The sequence below is a fragment of the Methyloversatilis sp. NSM2 genome, assembly GCF_038066675.1.
Taxonomy (GTDB): Bacteria; Pseudomonadota; Gammaproteobacteria; order Burkholderiales; family Rhodocyclaceae; genus Methyloversatilis; species Methyloversatilis discipulorum_A.
In genome coordinates this window covers 110,366-131,586 of the sequence record NZ_JBBUKV010000013.1, presented here as the reverse complement: position 1 = coordinate 131,586, position 21,221 = coordinate 110,366, and the positions used below count along the sequence as shown (strand labels likewise).

The 21,221-nt window shown below is 67.5% G+C and carries 24 protein-coding genes; 16 read left to right on the top strand and 8 right to left on the bottom strand.

The window, feature by feature from the left end; genetic code table 11:
- Positions 1-11: 11 nt before the first annotated feature.
- Genes atpA through WJU27_RS17490 form a run of 6 tightly spaced genes read right to left on the bottom strand, consistent with a single transcriptional unit; the run spans position 12 to position 4,165 of the window.
- Entirely contained in the window at positions 12-1,550 is a 1,539-nt protein-coding gene (atpA, locus tag WJU27_RS17515; RefSeq protein WP_296813553.1) for a F0F1 ATP synthase subunit alpha, read from the bottom strand.
- 10 nt (positions 1,551-1,560) lie between these two features.
- Positions 1,561-2,097 carry a F0F1 ATP synthase subunit delta gene (locus WJU27_RS17510; protein ID WP_296813551.1) on the bottom strand — a complete coding sequence of 179 codons (537 nt, stop codon included), beginning with the start codon at positions 2,095-2,097 and terminating at the stop codon, positions 1,561-1,563.
- Between the two features lie 4 nt (positions 2,098-2,101).
- The gene (locus tag WJU27_RS17505; RefSeq protein WP_296813549.1) at positions 2,102-2,575 is read right to left on the bottom strand and encodes a F0F1 ATP synthase subunit B; all 474 of its coding nucleotides are present in this window, start codon (positions 2,573-2,575) and stop codon (positions 2,102-2,104) included.
- A gap of 45 nt (positions 2,576-2,620) precedes the next feature.
- Positions 2,621-2,863, bottom strand: a complete 243-nt coding sequence (gene atpE, locus WJU27_RS17500) for a F0F1 ATP synthase subunit C (RefSeq protein ID WP_008063733.1) — start codon at positions 2,861-2,863, stop codon at positions 2,621-2,623.
- 59 nt (positions 2,864-2,922) lie between these two features.
- Complete coding sequence (gene atpB / locus WJU27_RS17495) at positions 2,923-3,813, bottom strand: F0F1 ATP synthase subunit A (RefSeq protein ID WP_019916199.1); 891 nt, start codon at positions 3,811-3,813, stop codon at positions 2,923-2,925.
- A 1-nt stretch (position 3,814) separates the two neighbouring features.
- Complete coding sequence (locus tag WJU27_RS17490) at positions 3,815-4,165, bottom strand: ATP synthase subunit I (RefSeq protein ID WP_341422915.1); 351 nt, start codon at positions 4,163-4,165, stop codon at positions 3,815-3,817.
- A gap of 274 nt (positions 4,166-4,439) precedes the next feature.
- Between WJU27_RS17490 and WJU27_RS17485 the strand changes: the two genes are divergently transcribed.
- The 12 genes from WJU27_RS17485 (at position 4,440) to WJU27_RS17430 (ending at position 18,527) form a co-directional block, all read left to right on the top strand.
- Positions 4,440-4,751, top strand: a complete 312-nt coding sequence (locus WJU27_RS17485) for an ArsR/SmtB family transcription factor (protein WP_304000646.1) — start codon at positions 4,440-4,442, stop codon at positions 4,749-4,751.
- Positions 4,748-5,935, top strand: coding sequence for an alanine racemase (locus WJU27_RS17480; protein WP_341422914.1), 1,188 nt, complete (start codon positions 4,748-4,750; stop codon positions 5,933-5,935). The genes WJU27_RS17485 and WJU27_RS17480 overlap by 4 nt, the downstream gene beginning before the upstream one ends.
- 15 nt (positions 5,936-5,950) lie before the next feature.
- Positions 5,951-8,092 carry a bifunctional acyl-ACP--phospholipid O-acyltransferase/long-chain-fatty-acid--ACP ligase gene (gene aas / locus WJU27_RS17475; protein WP_341422913.1) on the top strand — a complete coding sequence of 714 codons (2,142 nt, stop codon included), beginning with the start codon at positions 5,951-5,953 and terminating at the stop codon, positions 8,090-8,092.
- A 23-nt stretch (positions 8,093-8,115) separates the two neighbouring features.
- Entirely contained in the window at positions 8,116-9,333 is a 1,218-nt protein-coding gene (locus tag WJU27_RS17470; protein WP_341422912.1) for an amidohydrolase family protein, read from the top strand.
- Positions 9,334-9,396: 63 nt separating this feature from the next.
- Positions 9,397-10,974 (top strand): hypothetical protein, encoded by a 1,578-nt coding sequence (locus WJU27_RS17465; RefSeq protein WP_341422911.1) that lies wholly within the window; start codon positions 9,397-9,399, stop codon positions 10,972-10,974.
- On the top strand, positions 10,971-12,845 hold the full coding sequence (locus WJU27_RS17460) for an MFS transporter (RefSeq protein WP_341422910.1): 1,875 nt from the start codon (positions 10,971-10,973) through the stop codon (positions 12,843-12,845). The genes WJU27_RS17465 and WJU27_RS17460 overlap by 4 nt, the downstream gene beginning before the upstream one ends.
- Positions 12,846-12,873: 28 nt before the next feature.
- Complete coding sequence (locus tag WJU27_RS17455; protein ID WP_341422909.1) at positions 12,874-15,588, top strand: DUF2339 domain-containing protein; 2,715 nt, start codon at positions 12,874-12,876, stop codon at positions 15,586-15,588.
- Entirely contained in the window at positions 15,585-16,112 is a 528-nt protein-coding gene (locus tag WJU27_RS17450) for a DUF3617 domain-containing protein (RefSeq protein ID WP_341422908.1), read from the top strand. Before WJU27_RS17455 ends, WJU27_RS17450 begins: the two co-directional genes overlap by 4 nt.
- 57 nt (positions 16,113-16,169) lie before the next feature.
- The gene (locus tag WJU27_RS17445) at positions 16,170-17,189 is read left to right on the top strand and encodes a hypothetical protein (protein ID WP_296813532.1); all 1,020 of its coding nucleotides are present in this window, start codon (positions 16,170-16,172) and stop codon (positions 17,187-17,189) included.
- Positions 17,190-17,277: 88 nt separating this feature from the next.
- The gene (locus WJU27_RS17440) at positions 17,278-17,901 is read left to right on the top strand and encodes a Clp protease ClpP (protein WP_020166292.1); all 624 of its coding nucleotides are present in this window, start codon (positions 17,278-17,280) and stop codon (positions 17,899-17,901) included.
- Positions 17,902-17,994: 93 nt separating this feature from the next.
- The gene (locus WJU27_RS17435; protein WP_043364338.1) at positions 17,995-18,237 is read left to right on the top strand and encodes an addiction module protein; all 243 of its coding nucleotides are present in this window, start codon (positions 17,995-17,997) and stop codon (positions 18,235-18,237) included.
- Positions 18,234-18,527 (top strand): type II toxin-antitoxin system RelE/ParE family toxin, encoded by a 294-nt coding sequence (locus WJU27_RS17430; RefSeq protein ID WP_341422906.1) that lies wholly within the window; start codon positions 18,234-18,236, stop codon positions 18,525-18,527. The genes WJU27_RS17435 and WJU27_RS17430 overlap by 4 nt, the downstream gene beginning before the upstream one ends.
- Positions 18,528-18,536: 9 nt before the next feature.
- Here WJU27_RS17430 and WJU27_RS17425 read toward each other — a convergent pair whose 3' ends face one another.
- A complete protein-coding gene (locus tag WJU27_RS17425; RefSeq protein ID WP_341422905.1) occupies positions 18,537-19,079 on the bottom strand; it encodes a YaeQ family protein in 543 nt (180 codons plus the stop codon).
- Between the two features lie 44 nt (positions 19,080-19,123).
- Between WJU27_RS17425 and WJU27_RS17420 the strand changes: the two genes are divergently transcribed.
- The 3 genes from WJU27_RS17420 to WJU27_RS17410 are packed head-to-tail and all read left to right on the top strand — an operon-like array spanning position 19,124 to position 20,044.
- The gene (locus WJU27_RS17420) at positions 19,124-19,387 is read left to right on the top strand and encodes a hypothetical protein (RefSeq protein WP_020166296.1); all 264 of its coding nucleotides are present in this window, start codon (positions 19,124-19,126) and stop codon (positions 19,385-19,387) included.
- 7 nt (positions 19,388-19,394) lie between these two features.
- Positions 19,395-19,583, top strand: a complete 189-nt coding sequence (locus WJU27_RS17415; protein ID WP_341422904.1) for a hypothetical protein — start codon at positions 19,395-19,397, stop codon at positions 19,581-19,583.
- A gap of 2 nt (positions 19,584-19,585) precedes the next feature.
- The gene (locus WJU27_RS17410; RefSeq protein ID WP_341422903.1) at positions 19,586-20,044 is read left to right on the top strand and encodes a YaiI/YqxD family protein; all 459 of its coding nucleotides are present in this window, start codon (positions 19,586-19,588) and stop codon (positions 20,042-20,044) included.
- Positions 20,045-20,232: 188 nt separating this feature from the next.
- On the opposite strand, the gene WJU27_RS17405 is transcribed toward WJU27_RS17410, so the two are convergent.
- Positions 20,233-20,544 (bottom strand): Rieske 2Fe-2S domain-containing protein, encoded by a 312-nt coding sequence (locus tag WJU27_RS17405; RefSeq protein ID WP_020166299.1) that lies wholly within the window; start codon positions 20,542-20,544, stop codon positions 20,233-20,235.
- 220 nt (positions 20,545-20,764) lie between these two features.
- Between WJU27_RS17405 and WJU27_RS17400 the strand changes: the two genes are divergently transcribed.
- Complete coding sequence (locus WJU27_RS17400) at positions 20,765-21,070, top strand: hypothetical protein (protein WP_296813525.1); 306 nt, start codon at positions 20,765-20,767, stop codon at positions 21,068-21,070.
- Positions 21,071-21,221: the final 151 nt, after the last annotated feature.

Sequence of the window (21,221 nt, the reverse complement as noted above, 5' to 3'; positions counted from 1 at the left end):
TGTCCGCGCGCTTACGCCCAGCTCTTCTTGAACTCGGCCACCGCCGCAGCGAGCGTCTTTTCCGATTCACCGTCGAGGTCCTTGGAGGACTCGATCTTGTTCATCAGATCGGAATACTTCTGCTGCAGGAACTGGTGCAGGGCCGATTCAAAAGCGAGCACGCGGGACACTTCGACGTCGTCGAAGTAGCCGTTGTTGGCGGCGTACAGCGAAACACCCATCTGGGCGACCGACAGCGGCGAGTACTGCGGCTGCTTCATCAGTTCTGTCACGCGGCGGCCACGCTCGAGCTGCTTGCGGGTCGCTTCGTCCAGGTCGGAGGCGAACTGCGCGAACGCAGCCAGCTCACGGTACTGGGCCAGCGCCAGACGGACACCGCCGCCCAGCTTCTTGATGATCTTGGTCTGGGCCGCACCACCGACGCGGGACACCGACACACCGGCGTTGATAGCCGGGCGGATGCCTGCGTTGAACAGGTCGGTTTCCAGGAAGATCTGGCCGTCGGTAATCGAGATCACGTTGGTCGGAACGAAGGCGGACACGTCGCCGGCCTGCGTTTCGATGATCGGGAGCGCGGTCAGCGAACCGGTCTTGCCCTTGACTTCACCGTTGGTGAACTTCTCGACGTAGTCGGGATTCACGCGAGCGGCACGCTCGAGCAAACGGCTGTGCAGGTAGAACACGTCGCCCGGGTAGGCTTCGCGGCCCGGCGGACGGCGCAGCAGCAGCGAAATCTGGCGGTAGGCCACGGCTTGCTTGGACAGATCGTCATAGACGATCAGCGCGTCTTCACCGCGGTCACGGAAGTATTCGCCCATCGTGCAACCGGCGTACGGTGCCAGGAACTGCATGGCGGCCGAGTCGGAGGCGGTGGCGGCGACGACGATGGTGTAGGCCATCGCGCCGTACTCTTCCAGCTTGCGCACCACGTTGGCGATGGTCGAGGCCTTCTGGCCCACCGCAACGTAGATGCAGGTCATGTTCTGACCCTTCTGGTTGATGATGGCGTCGACAGCGACCGCGGTCTTGCCGGTCTGGCGGTCGCCGATGATCAGCTCGCGCTGGCCACGGCCGACCGGCACCATCGAGTCGATCGACTTCAGGCCGGTCTGCACCGGCTGCGAAACCGACTGACGTGCGATCACGCCCGGAGCGACCTTTTCAACCTTGTCGGTCAGCTTGGCGTTGATCGGGCCCTTGCCGTCGATCGGCTGGCCGAGCGAGTTCACGACGCGACCGATCAGCTCGGGGCCGACCGGCACTTCGAGAATGCGGCCCGTGCACTTGACGGTCTGGCCTTCGGAGAGGTGTTCGTAATCACCCAGCACCACGGCGCCGACGGAGTCGCGCTCGAGGTTCAGCGCCAGACCGAACGTGTTGCCTTCGAATTCCAGCATTTCGCCCTGCTGGACGTCGTCCAGGCCGTGCACGCGCACGATGCCGTCGGTCACCGAAACCACGGTGCCCTCGGTGCGCGCCTGCGACGACAGATGCAGGTTCTGGATCCGGCTCTTGATCAGGTCGCTGATTTCAGACGGATTGAGGTTCATCAAAAAACTCCTAGTTCTGTAGCGCAGTGGCCATGGCGGCAAGCTTGCCGCGGACCGAGGCATCGATCACTTCGTCACCGACCGCAACCTTCACACCGCCGATCAGTTCGGGATCGAGCGTGACCCGGGCTTCCAGGCGACGGCCGAAACGCGGCTCGAGGTCGGCCAGCAGGCGCGACACGGTGGCGTCGTCCATCGGGAAGGCGGAACTGATGTAGGCGACAGCGCTGCGTTCGTGCTCGTTCTTCAGCTCGGTGAAGAGCTGCGCGATTTCCGGCAGCAGGGCCAGACGGCCGTTCTGCGCCAGCACGCGTGCGAAGCTGCGATGCGCGTCGGCAAGTTCGCCGGGCACTGCGGTGAGGAAGAGGAAACCACGGTCGGTCGAGGTGCGGGTCGGATCGGCCAGCAGCTTCTTGACCTGCGGCTCGGCGGCAGCAGCGGCCATCATGCCGAGGGCGTCAGCCCAGGCTGCCAGCGAGTTGCCTTCCTTGGCCAGCTGGAACGCGGCTTCGGCGTAGGGTCGCGCGATGGTGACGTTCTCTGCCATGGTGTCAGCTCAGTTCCTGCTTCAGGTTGGTGAGCAGATCGGCGTGGACTTGGGCGTTGATCTCGCGACGCAGGATGCGTTCTGCACCCGCGACTGCCAGCGTGGCGACCTGGTCGCGCAGGGCATCCTTCGCCTTCTGCGCTGCAGCCGCAGCTTCGGTGGTCGCTGCTTCGCGGGCCGCCGCGATGATGCGATTCGCTTCCGCGCGCGCATCCTCGACCAGCTTGGCCGCCTGCTTCTCTGCACCCGAACGGAGCTCGGCCGCGGACTCACGCGCTGCGCGCAGTTCCTCGATCGACTTCTTCTCCGCGTTGGCCAGATCTGCCTTTGCCTTGTCCGCAGCCGCCAGCCCGTCAGCGATCTTCTTCGCGCGTTCGTCGAGAGCCTTGACGATCGGCGGCCACACGAAGCTCTTCGTGAACCACACAAAGGTCAGGAACACGACGATCTGGATGATGAGCGTTGCGTTCAGATTCACGGCAACTTTCCCTTCAATAAATCGGTGTTGGGGCGGATGCCGTTCTTACTTCAGGAAGGTCGAAGTGGCGAACCAGAGGGCGATACCGGTACCGATAATGAAGGCGGCGTCGATCAGGCCGGCCAGCAGGAACATCTTGACCTGCAGCGCGTTCATCAGCTCCGGCTGGCGAGCCGAGGCTTCGAGGTACTTACCGCCCATCAGCGCGATACCGATACAAGCACCAATTGCACCCAGACCGATGATCAGACCGCAGGCGAGGGCGACGAGACCGAACACTTGTTCCATAACAGCTCCTTAGATTTAAAAGAAAAACGAAAACAACAAACCGGACTGCAACTGCAAACTCAGTGACCTTCGTGTGCCTGACCGATGTACACCAGCGTCAGCATCATGAAGATGAATGCCTGGAGCGCGACCACGAGGATGTGGAACACCGCCCATGCGAAACCCGCAACGATGTGGCCGAAGGCGAGCAGGAAGCTCGGCGCGTTGGCACCCGTCCAGGCAGCGCCCATCAGCGCGATCAGCATGAAGATGAGTTCGCCGGCAAACATGTTGCCGAACAGACGCATGCCATGCGACACGGTCTTGGCAAGGAATTCGATGACGTTCATCGCGAAGTTGAACGGCGCCAGAATGAGCTTGTCGCCGAAGGGCGCCGAGATCAGTTCGTGCGCCCAGCCACCGGCGCCCTTGATCTTCACGTTGTAATACAGGCAGACCAGCAGCACCGCGATCGACATGCCCATGGTGGCGTTGATGTCGGCGGTCGGCACGACGCGCATGTAGGCGTGATGCGGATCATGACCGGCGGATGCGTAGATGCCTTCCCAGATGCGCGGCAGCAGATCGAGCGGCAGGAAGTCCATCGCGTTCATCAGGAAGATCCAGACGAAGACGATGAGGGCGAGCGGTGCCACGGTGCGGCGCGACTCTTCGCTGTGGATCAGGCCCTTGGCCTGGTCGGCGACCATCTCGACCAGGATTTCGACGGCGGCCTGGAAGCGACCCGGTACGCCGGACGTCGACTTCGCCGCGGCGCGGTAAAGCACGAACAGCGCGAGGACGCCGAGTAGCACCGAGTAGAAGACGGTGTCGAGATTGACCAGATTCCAGTTGATCAACTCGACCTGCTTCTCGCCGGTGTTGTTCAGGAAGGTCAGGTGGTGGGCGATGTACTCGCCGGGGGTCGGGCCGTGGGCCACTTCAGTCGCCAGTTCGGTTCCAGATGCCATGTCAGTGTTTGAACAAGAAAGCAAAAAAACCTGCCTGCAGCGCCGCGCCCAGACCCCCCAAGAACCAGCCCCACGACAATCCGGGCACGAGGAAGTGGCACAGCAACAGCAGCCCAATCGTCGAGACGACCTTGATCGCCTCGCCGAGGAAGAATTCAAGCGGGTACGACACCGCGGCCTGCGCCCCTGGGCGCGCCAGACGACCGAGACGTATCGCGAACAGGAGACTCGGCGCCGCATAACTCAGGCCACCGAGCAGGGCGGACAGTCCAGCCATCCAGCCCCCGACGAACAGCGCGATGCCCGTCACCACGAGCACCAGCGAAAGCTGCAGCATGATCGCTTTCAACATGCAGCAGGCCTTCCACGCATCCGCACCACCCAAAGTCCGCGAACCTCGAATCTTCTATAAGACACAAGTGTTCGCACTGCGACGAGCCGAACCGGCACAGCTTCGCGCGCAAAGCCCTTGACGATACATACGCTTACAGCCGCCGTCAAGAAGTTCCCGGATTTTGCCCCGGAACAGTGCGTGTGCATCGGATCCGTCAAAAAGAAAACATTTCGCACGCTCCGCTCGCGGGCGACGCTTGACCTCGATCTGAAAATAGTCGATATTTTTCGACATGAGAAACGACTACGCCCAGACCATTCCTGCCGACTGGCAGGACTACTCCCGTCTGTTCGCCGCGCTCGGCGACCCGGAGCGGCAGCGCATCCTGCTGACCTTCGAGCCGGGCGAAAGCCTCAACGTGACCGAACTGACCCGCGCCTCCTCTCTGAGCCGGCCGACCGTTTCGCACCATCTGAAACTGCTGTGCGAGGCCGGTGTGCTCGAACGGACGCGGCAGGGCCGCGAAATTCACTTCCGGCTGATGGCGGACTCGCTGATACAGCGGCTGCAGACCGTCATCGACTACCTGGACGCGCACCGATGAGCAGGTCCGCTCCCCGACTCGCGGCAGACAGACTGTCGGACCTGACGCAGCGCGCCGGTCGCACCCCGTTCTATGCCATCGACAGCGCCGCCGTGTTCGCTCGCATCGACGCCTTGCGCGCCGCGCTGCCCGCCACCTTGCACCTGTGCTACGCGGTGAAGGCCAATCCCATGCCAGCGCTGCTGCAGTGCATCAGCACGCGGCTCGACGGTGCCGACGTCAGTTCGGGCGGAGAACTGGCGCGCGCGCTCGACGCCGGCTTTTCCGCGGCGCACATCGGCTTCACCGGTCCGGGCAAGCGTGACACCGAGCTGTCGGCGGCGATCACGGCCGGCGTGCGCATCTGCGCCGAATCGGTCGGTGAGATCGAACGCATCGCGCGCATCGCCACGCAGCAGGGACGCCAGGCACGCGTCGCGCTGCGCGCAAATCCGGACTTCGCGATCGCCGGCTCGCGCGTGCGCATGAGTGGCGACAGCTTCTTCGGCATCGACAGCGCGCAACTGGGTAGCGCCATCGCAGCCGTGCGCCGGCACGGTCTCGAATTCAGCGGCCTGCACTATTACTGCGCCTCGCGCATGCTGGACGCGGCCGAGATCGTCGCCCTGCACGCCCGCTGTTTTGCGGAAGCCATGCAGATTGCCGACGCGGCCGACCTTGCACTGCCCTGGCTGAATCTGGGCGGCGGCTTCGGCGTCGCCATCGCCGACGACGAGCAGCCGCTCGACTTCGCGCCGGTCGCAGCCCATCTGCACACACTGGACGAGACGCTGCGGGCGCGTCACCCTCAGGCCCGCCTCGCCCTCGAACCGGGTCGCTACCTGGTGGCCGAGGCCGGCATCTACGTCTGCAGCGTGATCGACCGCAAGACGGTGCGCGGACGTACCTGGCTCATCGTCGATGGCGGCGCGCACCAGCACCTGCACGCGACGCTGCAACCGGATCGGTTACAGCCGGCGAACTTCCCGATGACGCTGCATCCGCAGGCGCCGACCGACGCGGTCGAACGGGTGAGCGTCGCCGGTCCGCTGTGCGCGCCCTTCGACGTGCTGGCGCGCGACATCGACCTGCCGCGCGCGCAGCCCGGCGATCTGCTGGTCGTGCATTGCTCCGGCGCCTATGGCGCCAGCGCCAGTCCGCTCGACTTCCTCGGCCATCCGCATCCGGCCGAACTACTTTTCTGAACCCGCGGAGCATTCATGCTGCGTAGCCTTGTCCGTCCCCTGCTCACCTTCGTCTGCCGACTGCTGTTCCGCATCACGCCACCGGCATCGCCGCCGGAACGGCAGGAACGCCTGCTGGTGGTCGCCAACCACGAATCCTTCCTCGACGGCCTGCTGCTCGGCCTCTTCCTGCCGATGGATCCGGTGTTCGTCGTGCACACCGGTGTCGCGCGCAATCCCTTCTTCCGGCTCCTGCTGTCCCTGGTCGACTACCTCGCGGTCGATCCGACCAGCCCGATGGCGATGAAGAAGGTGATACGCCTGCTCGAATCCGGTCGCCCGGTGGTCATCTTCCCGGAGGGACGCATCACCACGACGGGCAGCCTGATGAAGGTGTACGACGGCCCCGCCTTCGTCGCCGCAAAGACCGGTGCCACCGTGCTGCCGGTGCGGCTGGACGGCGCGTCGCGCAGCTATTTCTCACGCGTGTCCGGCCGCTACCCGAAATCGCTGTTCCCGCGCATCGCGATCACCGTGCTGCCGACCACGAAGATCGCGATGCCGGAGGCAGGCAGCGCGAAGGAACGCCGCCGCCGCGCAGGCGAAGCGATGCGCCGGCTGATGCAGGAAATGATCTTCGCCTCGCGTCCGCAGCAGACGCTGTTCGGCGCGCTGTGCGACGCCGCCGAGATCCACGGCCGCAGCCGCCGGCTGGTCGAGGACATGAAGCAGATCGAGTATTCATATGGCGATCTGCTGAAGATGGCGTTCGCGCTCGGCCGCATCGTCGCCCGCATCACGCGGCCGGACGAACGCGTCGGCGTGCTGCTGCCCAATCTCGCGCCGACGCTGGGCCTGGTGTTCGGCCTGAACGCGTACCGCCGGGTACCGGCGATGCTGAACTACACCGCCGGCGTCGACGGCATGCAGGCCGCGTGCACCGCCGCCGAGCTGCGCATCATCGTCACCTCGCGCGCCTTCGTCGAACAGGCCAAACTCGGCGACAAGCTGGCGGCGCTGCAGGGTGTCGAGCTGCACTACCTGGAGGACCTGCGCGAGCGCATCACGCTGGCCGACAAGCTGTGGCTCATGCTGTGGGCGATGCGGGCACCGCGGCTGGCGGCCGAGAAGCTGTCGCCCGAAGCGCCGGCGGTGGTGCTGTTCACCTCGGGCTCGGAAGGCAAGCCCAAGGGCGTCGTGCTGTCGCATCGCGCGCTGCTCGCCAACATCGCGCAGATCCGCGCGGTGATCGACTTCTCGGTCGACGACAAGATCCTGAACGCGCTGCCGCTGTTCCACTCCTTCGGCCTCACCGCCGGCGGCCTGCTGCCGCTGCTGACTGGCGCCAACGTGTTCCTCTATCCGTCGCCGCTGCACTATCGCGTCATTCCGGAACTCGCTTACGACCGCAACTGCACCGTGCTGCTCGGCACCAGTACCTTCCTCGGCAACTACGCGAAGTTCGCCCATCCGTACGACTTCTACCGGCTGCGCTACGTCATCGCCGGCGCCGAGAAGCTGTCGGAATCGGTGCGCAGCGCGTGGTTCGAGAAGTTCGGTCTGCGCATCTTCGAAGGGTATGGCGCAACCGAAACCGCGCCAGTGCTGGCCGTCAATACGCCGATGGCCTACCGCTCCGGCACTGTCGGTCAGCTGCTGCCCGGCCTGCACGCGAAACTGATGCCGGTCGCCGGCATCGACCGCGGCGGCGTGCTGCACGTCAGCGGGCCCAACTTGATGAGCGGCTACCTGAAATGGGACAGGCCGGGCGTGCTGCAGACGCCGTCGTCGGAAGCCGGCGACGGCTGGTACGACACCGGCGACGTGATCGAATTCGACGACGACGGCTTCGTGCGCATCGTCGGTCGGGTCAAGCGCTTCGCCAAGGTGGCCGGCGAAATGATTTCGCTGGAAACGGTGGAGAAGCTCGCCACCGCCGCCAGCCCGGCCGCGCAGCACGCGGCCTCGACCCAGCCCGACCCCGTGCGCGGAGAGACCATCGTGCTGTTCACCACCGATACCGCACTCGGCCGCGACGGGTTGCAGGCGGCCGCCCGCGAGCGTGGCGCGCCGGAAATCGCGGTACCGCGCAAGATCGTCGTCATCGACGCGCTGCCGCTGCTCGGCACCGGCAAGACCGACTACGTGACGCTGAAGCAGATGGCGGAAGCCTCCTGACCATGGACCTTCGCCGTCGACACTTGCTGAAATCGGGATTGCTGCTCGGCGGCGCCGTGGCTGGCGGCTGGGCGCTGAGCACGGTGGCGCGCAGCCAGCTGATGAATCCCTGCCTGGCCGCGCTGCCGCCCGAACTGGCTGGCCACGAGCTGATGGCGCAGGTGTTCGACGATCTTGACCCGACGCTGCTGCGCGACGTTCATGTGCACCTCGCCGGCACCGGCGACTCCGGCCGCGGCATCGAAATGACGCCGCGCATGCTGAGCCCGCTGCACCCGGCCGAATACGTGCAGCGCCTGTTCTACCTGAACGCCGGCTGCGCGCACGAAGACCCGGGCCGCGTCGACGCCAGCTATGTCGACCGCCTGCACAATCTGGTCGAAGCGCTGCCGGCCGGCTTCAAGCTCATGCTGTTCGCGTTCGAGCGCGCTTACGACGAGGCCGGCCGTCATCTGCCCGAGCACACCGCCTTCCACGTGCCCGACGCCTACGCGCGCGACGTCGCCCGCGGCAACCCGGACCACTTCGAATGGGTGTGCTCGGTCCACCCCTACCGCGAAGATGCGGTGGACGCGCTCGAAGCGGCGGCGCGCGACGGCGCGCGCGCGATCAAGTGGCTGCCGCCGGCAATGGGTATCGACCCGGCCTCCGGACGCTGCGACCGCTTCTACGCGGCCGCCGCCCGGCTCGGCCTGCCGCTGATCAGCCACGCCGGCGAGGAGAAGGCGGTACACGGCGCGGGCGGGCAGGAACTGGGCAACCCGCTGCGGTTGCGCCGCGCGCTCGATCACGGCGTCACCGTCATCGTCGCGCACTGCGCAACGATGGGCCAGGACGTCGACCTCGACGCCGGCCGCGGCGCGCCGCTGCGCAGCAGCTTCGACCTGTTCGCACGACTGATGGGCGAACGCCGCAAAGGTCGTCTGTATGGCGACATTTCAGCGATCACGCTGCGCAACCGCGAGGTCGAAGTGGTGCGCGCCCTACTGCGCCGCGAGGACTGGCACGACCGCCTGCTCTACGGCTCCGACTATCCGCTGCCGGGCATCCTGCCGCTGATGTCGCCGGCTTCACTGGCGCGCGCCGGCCTGCTCGACGCGACCGCCGCACCGGTGCTCGAACAGGTGCGCGACCACAATCCGCTGCTGTTCGACTTCATGCTCAAGCGCCTGCTGCGCGACGGTCGGCACCGCTTCGCCAACAGCGTGTTCGAAGCCGCGCGCGCCTTCCCGAACGCCTGACCCTACATCCGACAGACTCCACAACGCATGCGCATTCCCGCCGCCCTCCTTACACTGGCACTCATGACGAGTGCCCCTCCCACGCCTGCCGCACCGCGCGACGCGCTGGCCGACAGCCGCATCGGCCTGTACGCCGGCCAGGACTTCCGCCTCGCGACCGGCCGCTGCACCGACTGCGCGACGCCACCGCAGGCGCTGTGGTACTTCGCGAACGACACCATCGCCGTGCCGCTGACCGATGCCGCGGGCTTCGTCGCCACGCTGCCGGCGCAGGACGACGTGCGGCAGTGGGCCTACGCGAACGAATGGCAGCCGGACGCGCAGAAGCCCGCGCTGATCTGGCTCGGCTCACCGCTCGTCGCACACGACGCACAGCTCGACTCCGACGGCCGCATGCTCAGCTTCGCCGACGGCGCGCGCGCCAGCTTCACACTGGTGCCGCAGCTGCCATCCAACGTGTCCTGGTTCAACGCCGACAGCACGGCCTGGCTGCAGGGACAGCGGCTCTCGCTGCGTGGCGCGCGGTCGGGCGACAGCTTCACCGCGCGCACGGTCTGGCCGTCGTCCTTCGACATCGACCTCGCTGCACTGACGCCGTTGCCACTGCAGGACGGCGAAACGCTGGCCACACTGGTACGCGCCGACGACGGTGGCGCACGCACGCCGGCGTCGACGCGACTGCTGTGGGAGCGCACGCCGGGGGCTGCGCGCGCAGCGGCCGGCAAGCCGGTACTGGCCATCATGCTCAACGGTGCGCAGGGCGACGATGACGAGGCGCATGGCGGCCACTTCGCGATCGCCACCGGCCTGATGGGCGCACGCGGCGAGTGGAAGGACTGGCTGGTCGCGAACTTCTACAACCTCGACGCGCACAGTGAAAAGGGCATCGTCGCCTCGATGCTGACGATGGATGCCTACCTGACCGATCTCAACGGCGGCCAGAGCTGGTACCGCCCGTCGTACATGCTGGTCGCCGTGCTGCGCGACGACCGCGCGGCGCGCCTGTACGACCAGGGCATCGCGCGCGTGTTCAACCACTTCTACCGGCACGACTTCACCTACCGCCATGCCAGCGCGAACTGCGCCGGCATCAGCCTGGACACGCTGCGCTCGCTTGGCTGGAGCATCCCGACCCTGGGTCCGACCTCCAAGGCGAAGGCCTGGCTCGGCCTGCCCTACATGGCCATCAAGGACATGAGCGTGAGCAGCGGCATGCAGGCCTTCGACTACATGATGGCCGAACGCAGCGGGCTGTTTCCGTTCGTCGCATTCAACGTCGCCGGCAGCGACCTGCTCGGCCGGCTGACCCAGGGCAAGGTGATGGACCAGGGGCTGGAACGCCTGCTGGCCGACGAGGTCGAGGCCGTCCTGTTCGTACGCGTGCCGCAGATTCCGTCCTCGCGCGCCTTCGGCAGCGCACCGGTCGCCAGCTACGAGGAATACATGGCGCGCGTGCCGGCCGACCGCAGCCAGTGGGTGGTGCGGCCAGCGCCGCCGCGTCCCTTCCCGGACGAACTGCGCGACCCGCAGGCACCGAAGGAGTCGCTGCCGGCGTCGCGTCGCGCGCTGATCGTGTGGCTGGTCGGCGCCGCCGCGGTGATCGCCTTCATCGCGCTCCGGCTGCTCAGGAGGTCGGCATGAGCTCGCAATTCCACCTGCTGAAGGAGGCGCGCTTCCGTCCCTTCTTCCTGACGCAGCTGCTCGGTGCGCTGAACGACAATGTGTTCAAGACCGCGCTCATCACGCTGCTCACCTTCCGCGCCGGCAGCATCACCGACGTGTCGCCAGCGCTGCTGGCCACCGTGCTGCCAGGCGTGTTCATCCTGCCCTTCTTCCTGTTCTCCGCCACCTGCGGCCAGATTGCCGACAAGTACGACCGCGCGATGCTGGCGCGGCTGTCCAAGGTGATCGAGATCGCGGTGATGGGCCTGGGCGCCATCGGTTTCGTCGCCGCCAGCCTGCCGGCGCTGGTGCTGGCGCTATTCCTGATGGGCACGCAATCGACGCTGTTCGGACCGGTCAAGTACGCCTACCTGCCGCAGCACCTGCACGACGGCGAACTGGTCGGCGGCAACGGCCTGGTCGAATCGGCCACCTTCGTCGCAATCCTGCTCGGCCAGATACTCGGCGCCTGGCTGGTCGGCGTGACCGACGCCTGGGGCCTGTCGGCCGCCGTGCTGCTGCTGGCGCTCGCCGGCTGGTGGACCAGCCGCGGCATTCCGCGCTCGCCAGCACCCGACCCGGCCATGCGCATAGACTGGAACCCGGCCAGCTCGACCCGTGACAACCTGCGCTTCGCCGTCGGCAACCGCACGGTGTGGCTGTCGCTGCTCGGCATATCGTGGTTCTGGTTCTACGGCGCTACGCTGCTGGCGCAGTTCCCGGTCTACGCGTCCGACGTGCTGGGTGGCGGCGAGAACGTGTTCATCCTGCTGCTGGCGGTGTTCTCGGTCGGCGTCGGCACCGGTTCGCTGCTGTGCGAAAAGCTGTCCGGCGGCCGCATCGAGATCGGCCTGGTGCCCTTCGGCGCGATCGGCCTCACGCTGTTCGGCGTCGATCTGTTCTTCGCCACGCCGTCGGCACCGCTGCCGGGCGACGGTAGCGTGAGCGCATTCCTGCAGCACGCGGCGCACTGGCGCATGCTGATCGACATCGCGCTGCTCGGCGCCGCCGGCGGCCTCTACATCGTGCCGCTGTACGCGCTGATCCAGACCCGTTGCGAAAAAAGCCATGCGGCACGCGTGATCGCCGCCAACAACATCCTGAATGCCGGTTTCATGGTCGCGTCCGCCGGCGTCAGCCTGCTGCTGTTCGAGGCGGGGCTGAACATTCCGCAGCTCTTTCTGGTGGCCGCGCTGTTCAACGCGGCGGTGGCGGTGTTCATCTACACGCTGGTGCCGGAATTCCTGATGCGCTTCATCGTGTGGCTGCTGGTGCACACGGTGTACCGGCTCGACAAGAAGGGACTGGAGAACATTCCCGCCGACGGCCCGGCGGTCATCGTGTGCAACCACGTGAGCTTCGTCGACGCGCTGGTGATCACCGCCGCCTGCCCGCGGCCGATACGCTTCGTCATGCACCACGCCATCTTCCGCCTGCCGGTGCTGCGCTTCGTGTTCCGCACCAACCGCTGCATCCCGATCGCGTCGGCCAAGGAAGACCCGAAGCTGCTGGAGCGCGCCTACGACGACATCGCCGCCGCGCTGGAAGCGGGCGAACTGGTCGGCATCTTCCCGGAAGGACTGATCACCGACACCGGCGACATCTACCCCTTCAAACCGGGCATCACGCGCATCGTCGCGCGCACGCCGGTACCGGTGGTGCCGCTGGCGCTGCGCGGCCTGTGGGGCAGCTTCTTCTCGCGCAAGGGCGGCCCGGCGATGACCAGGCCGCTGCGCCGCGGCCTGGTCAACCGCATCGAACTGGTCGGCGCGCCGGCAGTGGCGCCGGAGGCTGCGACACCGGACGCACTGCAGGCCATCGTCGCCGGCCTGCGCGGCGATCGGCGATGACCATCCTCGATCTCGACGGAGCGCGCCGATGCTGACCGCCATTCTCTGCATTCTCGGTCTGATCGCCGGCGCCGCGCACGGCGAGGTCGAAGCCTTCCTGGGCGCCCTCGCCGGCCTCGTTGCCGGCCTGTGGGCGTCGGCGCGCACCGCCGCGCGCGAACGCGCAGTGCAGGATCGCCTGCGCGAACTCGACGACAAGACGCGCTGGCTGTACGAAGCGCTGAAGGCGCGGCCGGCGGCGACAGCCGGCCCGGAAGCCACGAGCGCGGTGCCGGACGAAGCGGCGACAACGGCCGGCACCGAAGCAGCGCCGGCCGTCGCCGCGGCCGCGGTCGAGCCAGCTTCGGTCAGTACACAGGCCGCACCGCTCGACACGCTACACGCGGAGGGCGTACGCGTCTCCGCGCGCCCGCAACCGCCGGCAGCCGACGCCGCCGAACGCGACGACCTCGCCCGTCCGCTCGCCGCACTGTGGTCGCGCCTGATGGGCAGCAACCCGCTGGCGCGCATCGGCGTCATCGTGCTGTTCTTCGGCGTCGCGTCGGCGCTGCGCCTGGCCGCCCAGGCCGGCTGGCTGCCGCCGGAGCTGCGGCTGGCCGCCGCCGTCGCCACCGGCGTGGCGATGATCGGGTTCGGCCTGCGTCTGCCCGGTGACGGACCGCGCCGCATGTTCGCGCTGGCGATCCAGGGCGGCGGTTTCGCGCTGCTCTACCTGGCGGTCTATTTCGCGCTGGCGCGCTATGGCTTCGTCGGGCCGGCGCCCGCCTTCCTGCTCTTTGCCGCGCTCGGCGTCGCCTGCGCGGTCTGCGCCGCGCGGCAGAGCTCGCAGGTGCTGGCGCTGCTTGGCCTGTCCGGCGCCTTCGTCGCGCCGATGCTGGCGTCCAGCGGACAGGGTCAGTACGTCGTGCTGTTCAGCTACTACCTGCTGCTCGACGCCTTCATCATCGCGCTGAGCTGGCGGCGCGCCTGGCGCGCGCTCATCTTCGCCGGCTTCCTGTTCACCTTCGCCGTCGGCGCCGGCTGGGGCCTGCGCAGCTATGTGGCGGACGACTACCTGGTGGTGCAGGGCTTCCTGATCGCCTTCTTCGTGCTGTTCACGGCCACCCACGTCGCCCAGACCGTGCTGCGCGCGCCGGGCGCCGCCGGCTGGCAGTCCGGCAGCCTGCTGTTCGGCCCGCCGCTGGCCGCCGGCGTACTGCAGGCGGCACTGGTCCAGCCCTATGAGTACGGCGCGGCAATCAGTGCCGCGCTGGCCGGGCTGTACTACCTCGGACTGGCCGGCCTGCTGCGCAGTCGCGCGCCGGACGAAACACTCACCTTCCGCGCCCACGCCGGCATCGGCGCCGCGCTGCTGACGCTGGCTGTGCCGCTGGCGTTCGACCTGCAGATGACCGCCGCCATCTACGCGGTCGAAGGCGCGGCGGCGCTGTGGTACGGCTGCGCCCGCGCGTCGCGGCTGACGCTGTGGGCCGGTGCCGCACTGCAGGGCGCCGCCGGCTTCTGGCTCGCCGCCTCGCTCGACACGCTAACCGTCGCCTGGCCGCTGCTCAACGGCCGCACGCTGGGCTGCCTGCTGCTGGCCGGTGCGGCGTTGTCCTCGGTGCGCGTGCTGCGCCAGACCGGCGCCGGCGCCGACTGGCTGCCGAAAGCGCTCACGCTGTGGCTGGCCGGCTGTTGGCTGTTCGGTGGCCTGGCCGATATCGACGACTTCGTGCCGCACGACCTGCAGCCGGCCATCGCGCTGCTGTTCGGCGTCGCCAGCGCCGCCTTCTCCGAACAGCAGGGCCGCGCACGCGACTTCATCACCGCCCGCGCGCTGGCGGCGCTGACGCTGCCCGTCCTGTGGGCCGGCAGCCTGCTCGGCTGGGACCAGCACGGGCACCTGCTGTACGGTGCGATGGCGCTCGCGTTGCCGCTGGCCTGGGCCACCCATCTGTGGGTGCTGCGCCGACAGGACGAAGACGGTGCAGCGCTGCTGAACACCCCGCGCCACATCGCCACCGCGTGGACGCTGCTGCTGTCGGTCGGCATCGAAGCCGGCGGCTGGCTGGCCGACTGGCTGCCGGGGCAGGACCTGTGGGGTTGGCTGGCGTGGATCTTCGTCTGGCTCATTGCCGGCCGCACACTCCACGCCGCGCTGCACGACGAGGAGCAGACGGACGCCTGGCCCTGGGCCGCCGCCCCCGAGGCCTATGCGCGCGCCGTGCTGTGGCCGGTCGCCGGCCTTCTGCTGCTGACGGTCGTCGCGCTGCAGTTCGGCCACGACGGCGGCTCCGCCCTGCCCTATCTGCCGCTGGCGTCGGCGCTCGACCTGGCCAGCGTCGCCGCGCTGCTGTGGCTGGCGCGCAGCGGCCTGCTGCCGGTGCCGCTGGTCGGCGCCGCCGGCCTGCTGTGGGTGTCGGCACTGGCGGCCCGCAGCGTGCATCACCTCGCCGGGGTGGCGTGGTCGGCCACCGCCATGTTCCAATCCACCCTTCTGCAGGCGACGCTGTCGCTGACCTGGGCGCTGAGCGCGCTGGCGCTGATGGTGTACGCGACACGACGCGGTACGCGCACGCTGTGGTTCGCCGGTTTCGCGCTGCTGGCCGCCGTCGGCGCCAAGATGCTGATGATCGACCTAGCCGGCGCCGGTACGGTCGAATGGACCGGTTCGCTGCTGGGCATCGGCGCGCTCATCCTGATTGCCAGTTACGTCGCACCGGTGCCGCCCGGCACGCTTCCAGATGGAGAGGACACCCGATGAAAAGACTGCTCGTTCCTGCCGCACTCGCGCTGGCCTCACTCGGCCCGGCGCACGCCGCCGACATCAAGCCCGGCCTGTGGGAATTCAAGTCGGCGATGAGCATGCCGGGCATGCCCGACATGTCGGCGCAGATGGCGCGCATGCAGGAAGAAATGAAGAAGATGCCGCCGGAAGCGCGCAAGATGATGGAACAGCAGATGGCCGCGCAGGGCGTGGCCATGGGCAGCGGCGGCGCGGTCCGCGTCTGCATCACGCCGGACGACGCCAAGCGCAGCGACATCTACTCCGGCAAGAACGATGGCAGCTGCACCTACAGCAACGTCACGAACACCGCGAAATCGGTCAAGGGCAAGATCAGCTGCACCAATCCGAAAGCCAGCGGCGACTTCGAGGCGGTGATCGACAGTCCGACCCATTTCACGTCGAAAATGAACATGCAGTCGGCTGAGGGGTCGATGAAGGCTGACACCGACGCGCGCTGGATCGCCGCCGATTGCGGCGCGGTCAAACCGACCGCCCGCTGACCCGCCGACTGTCCGACCCAACGCTTCACCCGATTGCAGACCCAACGCTGAACAGGAATGAAGGACTCACTGCTGCGGACGCCACTGGCGGACGCGACCGGACAGCCCGCCCGTCCGCAGCCGCCTGAACAGCCCATGCACGCCGCACACCCCGAACACCCGCGCAACCGCCGGCGGGCCGACAGCCTCGCACCGTTCTCGCTGAGCGTCGAGACCAGTCCGCTCGGCGACACCAGCCTGCATTTCCGCGTCCGCCCCAGCGGGTTGATTGCCCTCGTGCTGGCACTGCTGATCCACGCGCTCGCGCTGTGGTGGGTGATGCGGCCGAAGGCGGAGCCGGAACAGCCGCTCGGCGCGAACCAGCCGATCAGCGTGCGCATGATCACGCCGGAGGAACCGCGCAAGGCGGCGTCGGCGCCCCCTCCGGCCGCCGCACCGACGCCGCCGGCACCGCAGCCGAAGAAGCAGCCGCCGCAGAAGAAGCGCGAAAAGGCCCGCAAGGCGCCGCCAGCGCCGACCGAACCGCCGGTCGCCCGCGTGCCGGTGCCCGAACCCGCCCCGGCGCCCCCGCCGCCCAAACCCGCCGTTGAACCGGACGCGCCGACCGATATGGCGTCCTTCGTCGCCGCCCAGCGCGAGAAGCGCCGTCTGGCCGAAGAGGCCGCCGCCGGCGAGAACGCCGCCGCGCGCGCCCGCGAACGCGGCCCGTCGGCCGACGACATCGCAGCCGCCAACATCAAGCGCAACCTGCAGCAACCGGGCACCAACGGCGTGTTCCAGATCACCCGCAAGAGCGTGCGCACGGCCGCCTTCGTGTTCCGCGGCTGGACCACCGACGCCGGCAATGCGCGGCGCGAATTCATCGAGGTCGACGCCGGCCTGAACGGCGACATCGAGCGCGCCGTCGTGCAACGCATGATCGAACTGATACGCCGCTACTACAGCGGCAACTTCAACTGGGAATCGCTGCGCCTGGGCCGCACCGTCGTGCTGTCGGCACGACCGGAACACCAGCGTGAGCTCGAGGATTTCCTGATCAAGGAGTTCTTCCGGGTCGGCGCGCAATACCCGCCGTAGTCGGGCCGAGCGCCCGCCGTGCCGCAGCGCAGCTTGGTGACGGCATGGCGGACGACCGATAATCCGGGCGCACACGGAGGATTTCACGATGCCGCGCCACCCCGCACTGCCGGACGACGACGAGAACGGAATGACGGACGCCGAACCTTTCCGCGGTCTCGCCCGCTACGAACGGCAGATGCCCATCCACCAGATTTCCTACTATCTGTGCGGCGAGATCCGCGAGCCGCACCACTACACCGACCTGTTCTACACGCTGCGCACCGCGGCCGAGACCGATCTGATCTATCTGCACCTGAATTCGCCGGGCGGCGAATTCGACACCGGTCTGCAGATCATCAACAACATCCGCGCCTCCGAGGCGCACGTGGTCACGGTGCTCGAAGCGCGCGCCTTCTCGATGGCCGCCTTCATCTTCCTCAGCGGCGACGAACTGGTGGTGCACGACAACTGCCAGCTCATGTTCCACACCTACACCGGCAGCCTCGATGGTCGCGGCAGCGAGCAGCAGGCGCAGGTGGCCGCGGTCAGCAGCTGGTTCGAGAAGATGACGACCCGGCTCTGCTCGCCCTTCCTCAGCGACAGCGAAATCAGCCGCATCCTGAAGGGCAGCGACGTGTGGATGGATTCCGACGGCGTGCGCCAGCGGCTGATGCGGATGCAGCGCGCTCAGGCGCAAGCTGTCCGGCGCAGCGTGGCGAAGAAGGGTTGAGAAGCATCCCGAGCATAAAATCGTCCGTGAATAGAAGTAAATGGAGCGACTGCTATGATTCAGCGCATAGCGCAGCGCCAACGGAGTTCTCACGTGAAGCCCTCCACCCTTGAAACCATTGAGGCGACCTTGATGCAGTTGCCGCAGGCGGACCGAGTCCATCTCGCCGAACGTCTGCTGGCCAGCCTCGATGAAGAGGATGAAACCCTCACCGAGTGGATTGCGGAGGCCGAGCGTCGCGCTGATGCGCATGACCGCGGTGAAATCGGGGCAATCAGCCTTGAAGATGCCCTGACCCGCTTGCGAGCTGGCCTTCCCGGCCAAGCCGCCGGATGAAGGTCATCCTGCTTGAACCCGCACTGGACGAACTGACTGAGGCGCGTAATTACTACCTGAAGCAGGCCAGCGCACGCATTGCGGCCGCCTTCGTGGAACAGTTCAACAACACGGCCTCCCTGATTCTGGCGCACCCCGAGCTAGGCAAGCCGGTTTCCCCGCGCATGCGCGCCCTGCCGCTCAAGCGTTTCCCGTATTCGGTCATCTACCGCATCACGTCTGACACGATCATCGTGCAGGCGATCGCCCACCAGCGCCGGCGCCCGGCGTACTGGGCACAGCGACGCTGACCCACGATTTCACCCGCGGCCGAACACCCTCTCCAGCGACGGCTGCAGCATCGCGCCGTCGTCGCCCAGCCAAATCTGTCCCTCCTGCACGATGCACTGCAGGTCTGCGCCCCGCTGGGCAAGGGTGGCCAACGCCTGGCTGTCGGCGGTGGACAGGCGGTAGACGGTGAGGTTGGACAGCTTGGCCAGCGTGGCCTTCGACTGTTCCCACCACTGGTTGGCGGTGCGGCCGTAGTTCAGCACCACCACCTGTTCGGCGCGGGCGGCCGCCTTGCGCACCAGGCGCTCGTCCGGCAGGCCGACGTCTATCCACAGCCGGATGGCGCCGGTCAGGTCCTGGGCGTAGAGGTCTGCCTCGTCTTCGGTGCTCAGGCCGCGGCCGAAGCGCAGGTCCTCGTCGGCGTGCAGCGCGAAGGCCAGCACGCGCACCATCATGCGTTCGTCGCTCTCCGACGGGTGGCGGGCGACGGTCAGCGCGTACTCGCCGTAATGCGGCCGGTCCATGTCGGACACGTTCAATTTGATCTTGTAGATGGTGGATTTCAGAGCCATGGCCGACAATGTGCGCGATTCGAAAGACCGCACAGGATACCGACGTGAAGAAAACCGATCTGTACAAGAATGAAAGACTGAAGGTGGTGGCGCAGATGAAGCACGCCGCCGGGGCAAAAAGCGCGCTGGGCGCAGCACCGGTCGTGGACCGCAAGGAACAGCGTCGGCTCGATGCCGAGCGCGGTCTGGTGCCGTTCGCGGTGAAGATTCCGGCCGAACTGGCGGCCCGCCTGCGCGACCTCGCAACCGAGCGCCAGGTGTCGCTGAACGATCTGGTCGACGAACTGCTGCGCAAGGCGCTCGACTGAGGCCGCCGTGCTGCGCGCCATCTTCGTCCTCAATCTGGTGACGGTCGGGCTGTTCTACCTGCCCGGCTGGCTCACGCTGCGCGTGCTGACGCTGGGGCGCTATCCGCCGCCGCGCGGCGAGCCGCACAGCGAGGAGGCGGTGGCGCTGTGCGGCTTCGTCGTCACGCTGGCGCTGCTGCTGTGGTGGCTGATGTGAGCATGGCGCCGGCCATCTGGGTCGATGCCGACGCCTGCCCGGCACCGGTCAAGGACATCCTGTTCCGCGCCGCCACGCGCACCGGCCTGCAGCTGACGCTGGTCGCCAACAAGCTGCTGCGCGTGCCGCCGTCGCCGCACATCCGCGCCGTACAGGTGGCGCACGGCTTCGACGCGGCCGACCGCTACATCGAAGAGGCGGTGGGCAGCGGCGATCTGGTGATCACCGCCGACATTCCGCTGGCGGCGGCGGTGCTGGCGCGCGGTGCGCACGCGCTGGAACCGCGCGGCGAGTGGTTCGCGCCGGGCACCATCCACGAGCGGCTGCAGATGCGCGCGCTGATGAACGACCTGCGCGACAGCGGCGTCATGAGCGGCGGGCCGTCAGCGTTCTCCACCGCCGACAGCCGCAGTTTCGCCGCCGCGCTGGATGGCTTCCTGGTCAGACGCACAGGCCGCTGAGCGCCATTTTTCGCGCCGCGGGCTTCGATGCCGGCTGCTGTCGGGGTCAAGACCCCTCCCACAGAGCCCCGGCTCGAGCTCAGGCCGTGGGTCGCGCGCACCCCCTGTGGGAGCGGCCTTGGCCACGACAGGCCGGGCTTCGATCCCGGCCGCAATCGCGAGCAAGCTCGCTCCCATAGAACCCCGGCTCAATCCGGCAGATCGACCTCGACCATGCCGTCGACGACGCGCATCGGGTATTCGGTCATTTCGCAGCCGGTGGGTGACAGCCCTGCGCCATTGCGGCCGTCGAAAACCCAGCCGTGGGCGATGCAGATCAGCGTGCGCCCGTTGAACACGCCGCGCGCCAGCGACACGTCCTCGTGCGGACAGGCGGCGTCGAAGGCGCGCGGCTGACCGCCGTCCGGCCACATGATGAGCAGTTCACGACCATCGGCCCGACAGGGCACGAGTTCGCCCTCGTACAGGATTTTCTGCTTGCACACCGGTGTGTAGCCCATATTCGGTTCCTTCGCGACGGATGCGACACGGCGACGTGTGCTTCCCGACGGGAAACGCGCAGAGCCGGCCTTGTCCGCACACCCAGCAAGTTGCGCACCCACGGGCGCAGTCGATGTGTTGATCTGGCGCAAGAAACATCGTCGCGACGCTGCGTAGTCTGCGCATCGACCCGTGACGCCAGCGACGGGTCACCCCAACCACTCTTGAGGAGAAGCAGACATGGTTCGTGAGTTCCTCTATCGGGGCGACCGTTACCGCGCAACGGTGCATGGCCGGCCCGGCAAGGAAGAAATCTTCATCGTGCAGATGCTGGAAGACGACGAGGAAGGCCCGGAAATTTCGATCGACCGCTTCGAGGACGCATCGAACGACCCGCAGGCCAGCCTCGAAGCCGCGATCGCCACGCTGGTCGACCGCATGCATGCCGAACAGGGCCTGCAGGCGAGCGAGCCGTCGGCGCCGTTCGCCTGGTCCGACGGCAAGGTGCTGGCCCGGGTGCACAACGGCGTGCAGATGGCGCACTGATCGCCTGAGTTTCACTCACGGTTCTTTTTCCCGGACCTGCCGGGCCGTGAGCGCAGCACCCCGCAGCACACGCATCATCCCGCCCTGATCTCCGGGTCATAAGAAGACCTCCGCCAGCGCACTCCGTGCCGGCATCTCCCGGGTTCAGGCT

Excerpts from the sequence above, each read along its gene's own strand:
- atpA (WP_296813553.1), bottom strand. The coding sequence starts at position 1,550 with ATGAACCTCAATCCGTCTGAAATCAGCGACCTGATCAAGAGCCGGATC.
- WJU27_RS17510 (WP_296813551.1), bottom strand. The coding sequence starts at position 2,097 with ATGGCAGAGAACGTCACCATCGCGCGACCCTACGCCGAAGCCGCGTTC.
- atpE (WP_008063733.1), bottom strand. The coding sequence starts at position 2,863 with ATGGAACAAGTGTTCGGTCTCGTCGCCCTCGCCTGCGGTCTGATCATC.
- atpB (WP_019916199.1), bottom strand. The coding sequence starts at position 3,813 with ATGGCATCTGGAACCGAACTGGCGACTGAAGTGGCCCACGGCCCGACC.
- WJU27_RS17490 (WP_341422915.1), bottom strand. The coding sequence starts at position 4,165 with ATGTTGAAAGCGATCATGCTGCAGCTTTCGCTGGTGCTCGTGGTGACG.
- WJU27_RS17485 (WP_304000646.1), top strand. The coding sequence starts at position 4,440 with ATGAGAAACGACTACGCCCAGACCATTCCTGCCGACTGGCAGGACTAC.
- WJU27_RS17480 (WP_341422914.1), top strand. The coding sequence starts at position 4,748 with ATGAGCAGGTCCGCTCCCCGACTCGCGGCAGACAGACTGTCGGACCTG.
- aas (WP_341422913.1), top strand. The coding sequence starts at position 5,951 with ATGCTGCGTAGCCTTGTCCGTCCCCTGCTCACCTTCGTCTGCCGACTG.
- WJU27_RS17465 (WP_341422911.1), top strand. The coding sequence starts at position 9,397 with ATGACGAGTGCCCCTCCCACGCCTGCCGCACCGCGCGACGCGCTGGCC.
- WJU27_RS17460 (WP_341422910.1), top strand. The coding sequence starts at position 10,971 with ATGAGCTCGCAATTCCACCTGCTGAAGGAGGCGCGCTTCCGTCCCTTC.
- WJU27_RS17455 (WP_341422909.1), top strand. The coding sequence starts at position 12,874 with ATGCTGACCGCCATTCTCTGCATTCTCGGTCTGATCGCCGGCGCCGCG.
- WJU27_RS17450 (WP_341422908.1), top strand. The coding sequence starts at position 15,585 with ATGAAAAGACTGCTCGTTCCTGCCGCACTCGCGCTGGCCTCACTCGGC.
- WJU27_RS17445 (WP_296813532.1), top strand. The coding sequence starts at position 16,170 with ATGAAGGACTCACTGCTGCGGACGCCACTGGCGGACGCGACCGGACAG.
- WJU27_RS17440 (WP_020166292.1), top strand. The coding sequence starts at position 17,278 with ATGCCGCGCCACCCCGCACTGCCGGACGACGACGAGAACGGAATGACG.
- WJU27_RS17430 (WP_341422906.1), top strand. The coding sequence starts at position 18,234 with ATGAAGGTCATCCTGCTTGAACCCGCACTGGACGAACTGACTGAGGCG.
- WJU27_RS17425 (WP_341422905.1), bottom strand. The coding sequence starts at position 19,079 with ATGGCTCTGAAATCCACCATCTACAAGATCAAATTGAACGTGTCCGAC.
- WJU27_RS17410 (WP_341422903.1), top strand. The coding sequence starts at position 19,586 with ATGGCGCCGGCCATCTGGGTCGATGCCGACGCCTGCCCGGCACCGGTC.
- WJU27_RS17405 (WP_020166299.1), bottom strand. The coding sequence starts at position 20,544 with ATGGGCTACACACCGGTGTGCAAGCAGAAAATCCTGTACGAGGGCGAA.
- WJU27_RS17400 (WP_296813525.1), top strand. The coding sequence starts at position 20,765 with ATGGTTCGTGAGTTCCTCTATCGGGGCGACCGTTACCGCGCAACGGTG.